This window comes from Porticoccus sp., from assembly GCF_965660005.1.
Lineage (GTDB): Bacteria > Pseudomonadota > Gammaproteobacteria > Pseudomonadales > Porticoccaceae > Porticoccus.
In genome coordinates, this window is record NZ_CBFHYF010000045.1 from 1 (window position 1) to 12,512 (window position 12,512).

At 55.5% G+C, this 12,512-nt stretch carries 11 protein-coding genes; 5 read left to right on the forward strand and 6 right to left on the reverse strand.

Going from position 1 to position 12,512, the window contains the following annotated elements; genetic code table 11:
* From scpA to mce, 5 genes are all read left to right on the forward strand, one after another.
* The coding region (scpA, locus tag ACTF5G_RS08695) for a methylmalonyl-CoA mutase (protein WP_438952428.1) at window positions 1–1,708 on the forward strand (1,708 nt) is incomplete at its 5' end.
* Between the two features lie 122 nt (window positions 1,709–1,830).
* Complete coding sequence (locus tag ACTF5G_RS08700) at window positions 1,831–3,363, forward strand: acyl-CoA carboxylase subunit beta (protein ID WP_438952429.1); 1,533 nt, start codon at window positions 1,831–1,833, stop codon at window positions 3,361–3,363.
* A gap of 77 nt (window positions 3,364–3,440) precedes the next feature.
* Window positions 3,441–5,429, forward strand: a complete 1,989-nt coding sequence (locus tag ACTF5G_RS08705) for an acetyl-CoA carboxylase biotin carboxylase subunit (protein ID WP_438952438.1) — start codon at window positions 3,441–3,443, stop codon at window positions 5,427–5,429.
* Window positions 5,430–5,529: 100 nt separating this feature from the next.
* Window positions 5,530–6,507 (forward strand): methylmalonyl Co-A mutase-associated GTPase MeaB, encoded by a 978-nt coding sequence (gene meaB, locus ACTF5G_RS08710; protein ID WP_438952430.1) that lies wholly within the window; start codon window positions 5,530–5,532, stop codon window positions 6,505–6,507.
* A gap of 54 nt (window positions 6,508–6,561) precedes the next feature.
* Window positions 6,562–6,966, forward strand: a complete 405-nt coding sequence (gene mce / locus ACTF5G_RS08715) for a methylmalonyl-CoA epimerase (RefSeq protein ID WP_438952431.1) — start codon at window positions 6,562–6,564, stop codon at window positions 6,964–6,966.
* A gap of 63 nt (window positions 6,967–7,029) precedes the next feature.
* Here mce and ACTF5G_RS08720 read toward each other — a convergent pair whose 3' ends face one another.
* From ACTF5G_RS08720 to ACTF5G_RS08745, 6 genes are all read right to left on the reverse strand, one after another.
* Window positions 7,030–8,508, reverse strand: a complete 1,479-nt coding sequence (locus ACTF5G_RS08720) for a potassium/proton antiporter (protein ID WP_438952432.1) — start codon at window positions 8,506–8,508, stop codon at window positions 7,030–7,032.
* A 133-nt stretch (window positions 8,509–8,641) separates the two neighbouring features.
* Entirely contained in the window at window positions 8,642–9,604 is a 963-nt protein-coding gene (locus tag ACTF5G_RS08725) for a DHH family phosphoesterase (RefSeq protein ID WP_438952433.1), read from the reverse strand.
* A 63-nt stretch (window positions 9,605–9,667) separates the two neighbouring features.
* On the reverse strand, window positions 9,668–10,858 hold the full coding sequence (gene sat, locus ACTF5G_RS08730; RefSeq protein WP_438952434.1) for a sulfate adenylyltransferase: 1,191 nt from the start codon (window positions 10,856–10,858) through the stop codon (window positions 9,668–9,670).
* A gap of 70 nt (window positions 10,859–10,928) precedes the next feature.
* Complete coding sequence (gene cysC, locus ACTF5G_RS08735) at window positions 10,929–11,549, reverse strand: adenylyl-sulfate kinase (RefSeq protein WP_438952435.1); 621 nt, start codon at window positions 11,547–11,549, stop codon at window positions 10,929–10,931.
* 10 nt (window positions 11,550–11,559) lie between these two features.
* Window positions 11,560–12,210, reverse strand: a complete 651-nt coding sequence (locus ACTF5G_RS08740; RefSeq protein WP_438952436.1) for a TetR/AcrR family transcriptional regulator — start codon at window positions 12,208–12,210, stop codon at window positions 11,560–11,562.
* 44 nt (window positions 12,211–12,254) lie between these two features.
* Window positions 12,255–12,512: hypothetical protein (locus ACTF5G_RS08745; RefSeq protein ID WP_438952437.1), on the reverse strand; the 258-nt coding region annotated here is incomplete at its 5' end.

A 12,512-nucleotide genomic window follows, 5' to 3' on the forward strand; every position in this document is an offset into this window, starting at 1 on the left:
CGACAGTATTCCGCTCGATAAGGTCTCGGTATCCATGACCATGAACGGTGCGGTGTTGCCGGTCATGGCCAATTATATTGTCGCTGCCGAGGAGCAGGGAGTGACCCCGGACAGACTGGCGGGTACCTTGCAGAACGACATCCTCAAGGAATTCATGGTGCGCAATACCTATATCTATCCCCCGGCGCCCTCGATGCGGATTGTCTCGGATATCATCGGTTATACCGCGCAGCACATGCCAAAATTCAACTCCATCTCGATCTCCGGTTATCACATGCAGGAAGCCGGTGCCACCAATGTGCAGGAGCTGGCCTATACCATTGCCGATGGTATCGAGTATGTGCGCACCGCGATTGCCAGCGGTCTGGATGTGGACAAATTTGCTCCGCGCCTGTCATTTTTCTTCGCCATTGGCATGAATTTCTTTATGGAGATTGCCAAGCTGCGGGCTGCGCGGATTCTATGGGCCACCTTGATGAAGGAGAAATTCAATCCCCGGGAGAACAACTCGCTGATGTTGCGCACCCACTGTCAGACGTCCGGTGTCAGTCTGACCAGCAAGGACCCCTACAATAATGTTATGCGGACCACCATCGAAGCGATGTCCGCCGTGCTGGGGGGCACCCAATCCCTGCACACCAATGCACTGGATGAAGCATTGGCCTTGCCAACCGAATTTTCTGCCCGAATTGCCCGCAATACGCAACTGGTGATCCAGGAGGAAACCGGCATTACCAATGTGGTGGATCCGCTGGCCGGTTCCTACTACGTGGAGAGTCTCACTGATCAGCTGGTCAAGGAAGCCCGTATTCTGATTGACGAAGTGGAGGAAATGGGCGGTATGACCAAGGCCGTGGAATCCGGTATGCCGAAACTTCGCATTGAACAGGCGGCGGCGTTGCGTCAGGCCAGGATTGATCGTGGTGAGGAAGTGATTGTGGGCGTCAACAAGTACCAATTGGCTGAAGAGCCGCCAGTGGACATCCTCAATATCGATAACAGTGCGGTGCGTGAGTCGCAGGTGGCAAGATTGCAGACCCTGCGCGCGAATCGAGACAGCAACGCCTGTCAGCAGGCCCTGGACGCCCTCACTGACGCGGCTGAATCGGGACAAGGCAACCTGCTGGAACTGGCAGTAGAAGCCGCCCGGGCCCGCGCCACTGTGGGGGAAATCTCTTTTGCGCTGGAAAAAATCTGGGGTCGTCACAGGGCGGAAACCCGCACCATCAGTGGTGTATACGGCTCTGCTTATGAAGGAGATGAGGACTTTGCCGCTATTCAGGCGAGCGTCACGGCTTTTGCTGAACGGGCCGGTCGTCGTCCGAGAATGTTGGTGGCGAAAATGGGGCAGGATGGCCATGATCGAGGCGCCAAGGTGATTGCCACAGCCTTTGCCGATATTGGTTTTGATGTGGATATCAGTCCGATGTTTCAAACCCCGGAAGAGGCGGCCCGCATGGCGATTGAGAATGATGTCCATGTGGTGGGGGTGTCCTCACAGGCCGCCGGTCACAAAACCCTGGTACCCCAGTTGATTGCCGCGCTGCGTGCCGAAGGTGGCAGTGAGATCAAGGTGATTTGTGGCGGCGTTATTCCGCCCCAGGATTACCAGGAGCTTTTTGATGCGGGGGTGGCTGCCATCTATGGGCCGGGTACCAATATTCCCAAAGCGGCTGCCGAGGTAATTGCGCTGCTGAATGAACAATAAAACCTGTTTTGTCGGCCTGCTCACCGGCAGGTGGGCTATTTGACAGGCTTGTGTACAGAATTGGAACAACAGAATGACGTGTTGCCGACCTGTGGTTCGGTAGCCAGGATCGGGAGAACCCTATGTACGAAATTATGGAACAGTTGGAAGCCATGCGTGAAAAAGCCCGCATGGGCGGTGGGCAGAAACGTATCGACGCCCAGCATGCCAAGGGTAAATTGACGGCTCGCGAGCGTATTGACCTGCTGCTGGATCCCGGCTCGTTTGAGGAGTGGGATATGTTTGTCGAGCATCGTTGCACCGATTTTGGCATGGAGCAGGAGCATATTCCCGGCGATGGTGTCGTCATCGGCTACGGGACTGTCAATGGTCGGCTGGTGTTTGTGTTCAGCCAGGACTTCACGGTGTTCGGCGGTTCCCTGTCGGAAACCCATGCAGAGAAAATCTGCAAGTTGATGGATCACGCCATGAAAGTGGGCGCGCCGGTTATCGGGCTCAACGATTCCGGTGGTGCCCGTATTCAGGAGGGCGTGGCCTCCCTGGGTGGTTATGCCGATGTATTTCAACGCAACGTCATGGCGTCCGGTGTGATTCCACAGATTTCCATGATCATGGGCCCCTGTGCCGGTGGAGCGGTATATTCTCCCGCCATCACGGATTTCATATTCATGGTGAAAGACAGCTCTTATATGTTTGTCACCGGTCCCGATGTGGTTAAAACTGTGACCCACGAGACAGTCACGGCGGAGCAGCTCGGCGGGGCGGTCACCCATTCGTCCAAATCCGGTGTGGCGGATCTGGCGTTTGAAAACGATGTTGAGGCACTGGTCAAGTTGCGTCGCTTCATTACCTTTCTGCCAGCCAATAACCAGGAAAAGCCTCCTGTCTGGCCGACGGAAGATCCGGCAGATCGAGCCGAAGCATCGCTGGATACCCTGATTCCCGATGACCCCAATCAGCCCTACGATATGAAAGAGTTGATTGTAAAGGTGGCGGACGAAGGCGACTTTTTTGAATTGCAGCCCGACTACGCCGCCAATCTGGTGATTGGTTTTATTCGCATCGAAGGGTCTACCGTGGGTTTGGTTGCCAACCAGCCGATGGTACTGGCCGGTTGCCTGGATATTGATGCGTCGAAAAAGGGTGCCCGGTTTATCCGTTTCTGTGATGCCTTCAATATCCCGGTGCTGACCTTTGTCGACGTGCCCGGCTTTATGCCCGGCACGACACAGGAATATGGTGGCATCATCAAGCACGGGGCCAAACTGTTGTACGCCTATGCGGAATGTACCGTCCCGAAAGTGACGGTAATTACCCGCAAGGCCTATGGCGGTGCCTACGATGTGATGTCATCGAAACACCTGCGCGGCGATGTCAATCTTGCCTGGCCAACGGCGGAAATCGCGGTGATGGGGCCAAAGGGCGCCGTGGAGATTATTTTCCGCAAGGACATCGGCAATCAGGAAAAAATTGCTGCCCGTGAACAGGAGTACCGGGAGAAATTCGCCAACCCCTTTATTGCAGGAAAACGCGGCTTTATCGATGATGTGATCATGCCCAGCCTGACCCGCAAACGGGTGGCGAGATCACTCTCGATGTTGCGCGACAAGCATCTGGAGAATCCCTGGCGGAAGCACGGCAATATTCCGTTGTAACTATTTGCCAGCGCCTGTATTCACTAAATCGGGAAGACGCCTGCAATCTGCAGGCAGACAATAAAGAAGAGACGGTGATGTTTAAAAAAATTCTTGTTGCTAATAGGGGTGAAATCGCCTGTCGAGTGTTCCGCACCGCCAAGGCAATGGGTATCGGAACGGTTGCAGTCTACTCCGATGCAGACCGGGATGCCCTGCATGTGACTCTGGCGGATGAAGCCGTTCACATTGGTCCCTCGCCCTCTGCTGAAAGTTATCTGGTGATTGAAAAAATTATTGCTGCCTGCCAGCAGACCGGTGCTGATGCCGTGCACCCCGGTTACGGTTTTCTCTCCGAAAACAAACTGTTTTGTCAGGCGCTGGATGCTGCGGGTATTACCTTCATCGGGCCCGGGGTCAGAGCGATTGAGTCCATGGGTGACAAAATCACCTCCAAACGGATTGCTGCGGAAGCAGGTGTCAGCACTATTCCCGGTTATACCGATGTGGTCAAGGATGCCGAGCAGGCTGTGGAGATTTCCAATGGTATTGGCTATCCGGTGATGCTTAAGGCTTCGGCCGGCGGTGGTGGCAAGGGCATGCGGGTGGCCTGGAACGATGAAGAGTGCCGCGACGGTTTTGAACGCGCCACCAACGAAGCCCGCTCCAGTTTTGGCGACGACCGGGTTTTTATCGAGAAATTCATTCAGGAGCCAAGGCACATCGAAATCCAGGTGATGGCCGACAGTCACGGCAATACCATTTATCTGGGCGAGCGCGAGTGCTCTATCCAGCGCCGTCATCAGAAAGTGATTGAAGAGGCGCCATCGCCCTTTCTGACCCCCGGAGTGCGCCGCAAAATGGGTGAACAGGCCGTGGCGCTGGCCAAAGCGGTGGATTACAAATCGGCCGGTACGGTGGAGTTTATCGCCGATGCCGAGATGAATTTTTACTTCCTGGAAATGAATACCCGCCTGCAGGTGGAACACCCGGTGACCGAGCTGGTCACTGGCCAGGATCTGGTGGAATTGATGATTCGCGTCGCCGCCGGTGAAAAACTGCCACTGACCCAGGACGATGTGAAACTGACCGGTTGGGCGATCGAAACCCGCGTCTATGCCGAGGACCCGTTCCGCAATTTTATGCCTTCGGTGGGCAGACTGGTTCGCTATCGCCCGCCAACGGGCGAGGGTGTCCGGGTGGATACCGGCGTGTTTGAGGGCGGTGAAGTCTCGATGTTTTATGATCCGATGATCGCCAAGCTCATCACCTACGGCAAAGACCGCAAGGAGGCCACCCAGCGGATGGTGGAAGCACTGGATGCCTATTATATCCGGGGCGTGAATCACAATATCAGTTTCCTCAATGCGTTAATGGTTCACCCGCGCTTTGTGGCTGGCAAGCTGACCACCAATTTCATTGCCGAGGAATATCCCGAGGGTTTCAGCCCCGACCTGGTGCCCCAGGAAGATCCCGCACTCTGTGTCGTTGCTGCCGCAGTGATCAACAAGAAATTCCGTGATCGCAGCGCTCTAATCACAGGCCAGTTGCCAAGCCTGGAATACCGTCCCTCCAATGATTGGGTAGTGATGATGGAGGGCGATGAAGCCTGCTATCCCATTTCGGTCGATACCTCGGTGGAGCCAGTTGTGGCGACAATGGAGGACACGACCTACCTGGTGGAGACGAACTGGAAACTTGGTGAGCCACTGTTCAAGGCGGTGATCAACGGACTGGCCGTTTGTATACAGGTGGATCGGGATGGCTGGTTGTTCAGGATGTTTCATCGCGGTGCAGAAAAGCACGCCTATGTGGTCACCCCGCGCACTGCCGAGCTGCGTCAGCATATGCTGGTCAAGGAACCCGCAGATCTGTCCAAATTCCTGTTGTCCCCCATGCCCGGTTTGCTGGTGAAACTCAAGGTGAAGCAAGGTGACCAGGTAAAAGCTGGAGAGGAAGTGGCCGTTGTAGAGGCCATGAAAATGGAAAATAGTCTCAGAGCCATGTCCGACGGTGTGGTAAAAATTGTTTCTGCGGAGGTCGGGGACAGCCTCAAGGTAGACCAGCCGATCATCGAATTTGAGTAATTGCCGGTCTCTGCCCGCAACCGGTTTGGCAGCCTTTATTAGTGTTAACAGGCCCTGGCCGGGTAAAATGGATATGGTCTGACTAGCTTGGAGATGGCCTTTGCAGATTAATCCCCAGGAGCTTGCCGAGGGTATCCGCAGCGGCGATCGACGTGCCCTTGCGAAAGGAATAACACTGGTCGAATCGACCCGTGCTGATCATCGGGATGAGGCAGCCCATTTGCTGGAGCTGATCATGCCTTACACCGGCAACTCGATTCGGCTGGGTATTTCCGGTGTACCCGGCGTGGGCAAATCGACGTTTATCGAATCCTTTGGCAATCATGTGATCAGCCGGGGACATCGGCTCGCTGTGCTGGCGGTAGATCCCACTTCGGCACTCAGTGGTGGCTCGATTCTCGGTGATAAAACCCGCATGGAAACCCTCGCCCGTCACCCCGATGCCTATATACGACCCTCCCCGGCCGGACAAACCCTGGGCGGGGTAACCCGTCGCACCCGCGAAACCATACAGCTTTGTGAGGCGGCAGGATTTGATGTGATCATCGTGGAAACCGTCGGTGTCGGCCAGTCGGAAACCGCCGTGGCACAGATGACCGATATGTTCTTGCTGTTGCTATTGCCCGGGGGCGGTGACGAACTGCAGGGCATCAAGCGCGGCATAATGGAGCTGGCGGATTTGATTCTGGTGAACAAGGCCGATGGTGATCAGCAGGCGGCGGCCAACCGGACGGTGGCGGACTACCGCATGGCGGCTCACTTCCTGCATCCCCGCAGCCGACACTGGCAGGTTCAGGTTGAACCGCTTTCGGCACTGGAGGGGAGGGGTGTACAGAAAATATGGCAAACCGTTGAGGAATACCGACAGACGCTGGGCGATGCTGGCGAAATTGAGTCCCGCCGCGCCGCTCAGGCGCGGGCCTGGATGTGGAGTGAAACGGCGGACAGTCTGCTCAGCCAACTGAAAGAAAACGAGGCAGTTAAAGCCCTGGTGGATCGGTTGGAAGCCGATGTGACAGCTGGCCGGATCCCGGCTACCGTGGCGGCAAAGCAACTGGTTGAGGCCTTTCTTGGCTAGCGTTCTGAGCGTTGCTCAAGTGCGCTTAATTTAACCCGATGAAAAGGTAACCCTATGATTGGCAAATTGAATCATGTCGCTATTGTAGTCCCCGATCTCGACAGGGCGGTGGCCACCTACCGGGATGCGCTGGGCGCAACTGTTTCCGACCCCATGGACCTGGCCGAGCACGGTGTCCGGGTGGTGTTTGTGACCCTGCCAAATACCAAAATTGAATTGCTGCTGCCGATTGGAGAAAATTCGCCAGTGGCAAAATTTCTCGAGCGCAATGTGGATGGCGGCATGCATCATCTGTGTTACGAGGTGGAGGATATTATTGCCGCCCGCGACAAGCTGGTCGCTGCCGGTGCCCGGGTGCTGGGCAACGGCGAGCCGAAAACCGGCGCCCATGGCAAGCCGGTGCTGTTTCTCCACCCCAAGGATTTTTGCGGCACTCTGGTGGAAATCGAGCAGGTCTAGCGGGCCTGTCAAACACCGTTATCGCCGCCATCAACCCTGTCACATCAATAACGGCCTGGATATCTAGGACGGCAACTTCATGCCAACTACCGTGATCTCGCGATTATCGAGTTGTCGCACCACAAAGATAGCCGTGCCAATGGTCACCTTGTCACCGATGATGGGTGGCCGACGTAATTGTCCGGCGATCCAGCTGCCCAGATTCTGGTTGGCGTCCGGGGGGGTGGGCAGGTCATAGAACTGGCAGATCTCATCCAGAGGAATGCCGCCATCCAGTACAAAGTCCCCGAATACCCTGCGGAAATTTTTTCTGTCGGTTTTCTCCGGCAGTACCAGTCCCAGTCGTCGCGCCACCCATGCGAGACTGCCACCCTGCAATAGCAGCGAGGTCACCACCACCACAAAGGCCACGTTAAAGAGAGTTTTTGCGCCCTCCAGCTCCACCATCATGGGAAAAATAGCCAACACTACCGGCACTGCACCACGCAGGCCCACCCAGGCGATAAAAAATGTTTCCCGGCGGGTGAAGTGAAATGGCAACAGGCTCAGTGACACAGCCAATGGGCGCGCGACCAGAATCAGTAACAGCGCAATGCCCAGTGCCGGAAGCAGGTCGCTGGTCACCTCGCTGGGGGTGACCAGTAAACCCAGCAGCAGGAACATCAGGGCCTGGGACAGCCAGGCGAAACCATCCATGGCAGACAGCGCCTGGCGAACACTCCGGCGCGCGCGGTTGCCCACCAGCAGACCAAACAGATAGATCGCCAGAAACCCCGAACCGCCTACCCAGGTAGCGAAAGCAAACACGCCGATACCCCCGGACATCAATAGTAGAGCGAGTATCCCGGCACCACTGTCGAGCATGCCCCGAATCCGGTTGACGGCACTGGCCATGGCGATGCCAGCCAGGTAGCCGATCAGTCCGCCGATGCCAAACTGCAGTGTCAGGTTGAGCAGCGTGGTCCAGCCACTGAAATCCAGCGCCTCGCCGGCGCTATAAAGCAGGGCGATACCGATAAATGTCAGGGTGAGGTAGACCGCCATCGGGTCGTTCATGCCGGACTCGATTTCCAGCGTCGCAGCCACCCGCTCGTTGAGTCTGACACCGCAGGATTTGAGCAGTGAAAACACGGCGGCGGCATCGGTGGAACCGACAATTGCCCCGAGCAACATGGCCATTGGCCAGCTGAGCCCCAGCAACCACATGGCAGCGAGCCCGGTGAGGCCGGCGGACAACAACACACCCAGCGTTGCCAGTATCAACGAAGGTTTGAGCCCGGTGCGGAAAGTGGCAAAGTCGGTGCGCAGTCCACCATCCACCAGAATCACGGCAAGGGCGATGTTGCCCACCCAGAAACTCAGGGCAAAATTGTCAAAATGAATTCCTCCGATGCCGTTCTCGCCACTGAGCATGCCGACAATGAGAAAAACCAGCAGGAAGGGAAAGCCCACCCGGGACGAGAGAATCCCGGCAAACACGGCAACAAAAATCAGTGCTGCTGCGGCCATCAAAGGTAGGGCAAGGAAGTCGAGTGGCAGCATGTTCTTCCTCGGAGGTTAACCGGTGCGCTGATGCTCACCGGAGTGATGAGCAATACAGTTTAATCGGTGAGGGCGGCGACATGCTACCGGCACAGCGCCCTGTACCCGGTCGAATAATATCGACAGATGGAGATCAGGGATAACTGGCTTCGAAGGCATCAATAAAATCAGCCAGCATCCCGGTGGGCAGATTATTGATACCGGCGGCTGCCGCACGGCCACCGCCGGTAGGGAAGCGGCGGCATAAATCGGCAGCACCCCGACGATTGTTCAACGGTGCCCGCACGCTCACCAGATAGTCGCCCCGGGAAGTTTCCGTGAGAACGGCATGGGCCCGGTCGGGATAGTCATTGGTCAGTTGATTGCTGAAGACACCGCTGACCCGTCTGGCCCAGGCCTCGTTTGGCAGGATGAACCACGCTGTGGTGGCAGATGCTTTTTCAGCTGCAATGCCAGCGGCTGCGGCCATATCGCTGTGGTAGCCATTTTCCAGTTTATCGAAATGCTTGCTGTCACTGTGGATAAAATCGAGCGGATCCCTGTGCATGCTGACCCGCCGAAAGAGCTCATCGGGTGGAATGTGTAAATCCTCCACCGATGCCCCGTACCCGTTGTAATTGATGTAGATGCCGAGTTTTTGCAGTTGTCTGAGGTCGGTCTCGCTGCACTGTAATGTCTCGTCGGCCTGTGCCTGTGCCTGTTGATTGAAGTTGTCACCAAAGGCGCCGACCACCGCCCAGGCGGCGAAAGCGTTCCCCAGATGCTGGTTGACCAGCAGACTGGTGCAGGTATCCGGTGCTTCATTGATCAGTACAGTAAGACTTTCTGTTTCCGGAATATTGCCGGGAAAGTGGTGGTCCACATAAAACACTTCTGCGCCGATCGTCAGCAATCGCTCCAGATCGGAGCGATTTTTATCCATCGAAATGTCCAGTACGGTAATCCGGTCGCCCGGCTGGGCCGTGACAGTTTTCAGCAGGCTGATATTGCGTTTGACACCGGTAATCAGGGTGCTCTCGCGAGGTTCTGCCAGTCTCAGTTGCGTCAGTGCGCAGATACCATCGGCATCGCCGTTGAAGACATCAATATCGGCCATGGGAGTTTCCTGTCTGGAGAATGAGCGCGGCGGGGCAATGGCTACCCCGCCCAAAAACGGCGCTTAATGGTGCTCGGACTGGTAATAGTCCATCAGTATCCTGGCGACTTCAGGACGGGAAAATTCCGGTGGCGGGGCGATACCGTCCCCCAGCATTTGTCGCACTTTGGTACCGGACAGCAGGATAAAGTCTTCCTTCTGGTGATCCTCGGCTTCGTTCATCATCACCACCCGGCCCAGTTTGGTGGAAAAAGCGGTGTGATCGGCTTTGAATATCTCGATCTCCAGGGCATTTGCCGGCACGTTTTCATCGAAGATGGTCTGGGCATCGAAAGCGCCATAGTAGTCGCCGACACCGGCGTGATCGCGGCCCACGATCAGGTGTGTCGCCCCCATGTTCTGGCGGAACAGGGCATGCAACACGGCCTCGCGTGGGCCGGCATAGAGCATGTCAAAGCCATAGCCGGTGACCATCACGGTATTTTTCGGAAAGTAGTGTTCCACCATGGTACGGATACAGGCATCGCGAACCGGCGCCGGGATATCGCCTTTTTTCAACCGCCCCAGCAACATGTGAATGACCACACCGTCGGCGTCGAGGCGTTCCATCGCCATGCGGCAGAGCTCCTCGTGAGCGCGGTGCATGGGGTTGCGGGTCTGGAAGGCAATCACTTTTTCCCAGCCGCGCTCGATGATTTCGTTGCGAATTTCCACAGCGGTACGAAAAGTATCGGGAAAATCGCTCTGAAAATAACTAAAGCTCAATACCTGCAGCTTACCCGAGATCAGGTAGTTGCCCAGATGGGTGAAGGTAGACACGCCGGGGTGATCGGGGTCCAGGTTGCCAAAAATCTGTTCGGCCATGGTTTCAATGTCTTCATCGGACACAGTTTCAATCTGATCGACCTCCATAATCGCCATCACCGGGTTGCCTTCGGAGTTCGGATCGCGCAGGGCGATGCGTTTGGCACCCCTGATTGCGCTGACATCCTTTGCCAGATTGATCACCGGTACCGGCCAGAACAACCCGTCAGTGGTCTGCATTTTTTCCGCCACACTCATGGCATTTGCCAGGTTCATGTAACCCTCCAGGGGATTGAAGTAGCCCGCCCCGAGCATCACGGCATTGGCAGCGGCTGCCGAGTTCAGCAGCAGTGAAGGCAGCTCATCAGCTTCTTTCAGCAGCAGATGGTGCTGTTCTGTATCGTAAACAAAGAGGGGGTTCAATGTGTCTGAGCCATGGGGGCTGATCAAGATACTATCTCCTGTTGTTGTGTTGCTGAACTCACTTAACAAGTGGTCTTCTGCGGGGTTCGACTGAGGGCTATGTGCCGGCAAGGAACTGGTTTGATTTCAGATAGTTGATGATCGTATCAACTTCCTCTTCCAGGGTTGTCTGGTCGGTTTGCAAATGAATTTCGGGATTCTCCGGCGCTTCATAGGGGTCGTCAATACCTGTGAAGTTTTTAATCTCACCGGCGCGGGCTTTTTTGTAGAGCCCCTTGGGATCGCGCTTTTCGGCTTCCTGCAACGGACAGTAGACAAAAACCTCAATAAACTCCAACCCTGACGTTTTATGTAGCTGCCGCACAGCATCTCTGTCCGCCCGATAGGGACTGATGAAACTCGACAGAGAGATAATCCCGGCATCGGCAAACAGTTTGGCAATTTCGCCGATGCGGCGAATATTTTCGGTACGGTCTGCTGCGCTGAAGCCAAGATTCTTGTTGATGCCCAGTCGAACATTGTCGCCATCCAGTCGGTAGGCGAGTTTCCCCATCTCGTGGAGCCTGCTCTCCAGCGCAACGGCTATGGTACTTTTGCCGCTGCCAGACAACCCGGTAAACCAGAGTGTGGCGCCGCGCTGTCCCATCAGTCGAAAGCGGTCATCGCGCGTCACTTCACCATGGTGCCATTGTACATTGGTTGCTTTTTGCTGAGTCATAGAGGGTTTCCTAATTGACCTGGATATCAGTTCGGGTCTCAGTGTCAGGGGTTGCGGTTTTCCCGGCGAGGCAGCCGAGCAATAGTATCTCGGCACAATTTTTTGTCACCTCCTCAGTTCTCAGGGTGGTATTTCGCAGTAATTGTACGCCCCAATAATTGCACAGGCCGATCAGTGACAGTGCCGTGAAATGGCAGTCGAGGTCTTTGCGCAATTGGCCATTTGAGACTCCTTCACAGAAAATCCCCTCAAGTTGCTGGCGATAGTGTGAGCCCAGCCTATTGAGTTGTTTGCGACGCTCTTTGGGCAGATACAGACGCTGTTCGTTGTGTACCTTCATGGCTTCATTGTTGTGTTCGTAGCTTGCCAGATGAGCGGCGATGGCGGTTTTCAACTTGTTCTCAATTTCACCGGGTTGACGGGCAATCGACTCGATATGTGAAACGTAGTCCCTCAGGGCTGTCAGGCAGACTTCTTCCAGCGCCGCCTCCTTCGACTTGAAATAGTAGTAGAGACTGCCTTGCTGAATACCGAGTTTTTCAGCGATATCCCGGGTGCTGGCACCGTGAAAACCCTTGTCGGCAAACACGGCTGCGGCAGCGGCCACCGCGCGTTCATGTCGGTGAGCGTAGCGGGTTGTAGGTTTGTCGGGTGTTTGCATCGGGATGCCGGCGGCAATTCTGTAGCTCTATAGAATCTATAGATTTATAGAAAAATGCAAGCAGTAATAATTAAATCAGAGTGAACAGGCCTTACGTTGGGCAATCCGCCCTTGGCCAGGTTGTCCGGAGAATTGGGGTAAAACCCCTTCGAACCTCTTGTCGGTTCGAACACTTTCCGGCGTGCCAAACAAAAATCCCGGCACAGGGCCGGGATGTTCGTATGTTGTAATCCTCCCCAAAAGTAATCGAGATTTTGAGTAGAGACTTTTAAAATGATCGCACAAGGAGCGACGAATGAAGA

Bases quoted from the DNA above. Each gene is read 5' to 3' on its own strand.
- ACTF5G_RS08700 (WP_438952429.1), top strand. From the start codon at position 1,831: ATGTACGAAATTATGGAACAGTTGGAAGCCATGCGTGAAAAAGCCCGC.
- ACTF5G_RS08705 (WP_438952438.1), top strand. From the start codon at position 3,441: ATGTTTAAAAAAATTCTTGTTGCTAATAGGGGTGAAATCGCCTGTCGA.
- mce (WP_438952431.1), top strand. From the start codon at position 6,562: ATGATTGGCAAATTGAATCATGTCGCTATTGTAGTCCCCGATCTCGAC.
- ACTF5G_RS08720 (WP_438952432.1), bottom strand. From the start codon at position 8,508: ATGCTGCCACTCGACTTCCTTGCCCTACCTTTGATGGCCGCAGCAGCA.
- ACTF5G_RS08725 (WP_438952433.1), bottom strand. From the start codon at position 9,604: ATGGCCGATATTGATGTCTTCAACGGCGATGCCGATGGTATCTGCGCA.
- cysC (WP_438952435.1), bottom strand. From the start codon at position 11,549: ATGACTCAGCAAAAAGCAACCAATGTACAATGGCACCATGGTGAAGTG.
- ACTF5G_RS08740 (WP_438952436.1), bottom strand. From the start codon at position 12,210: ATGCAAACACCCGACAAACCTACAACCCGCTACGCTCACCGACATGAA.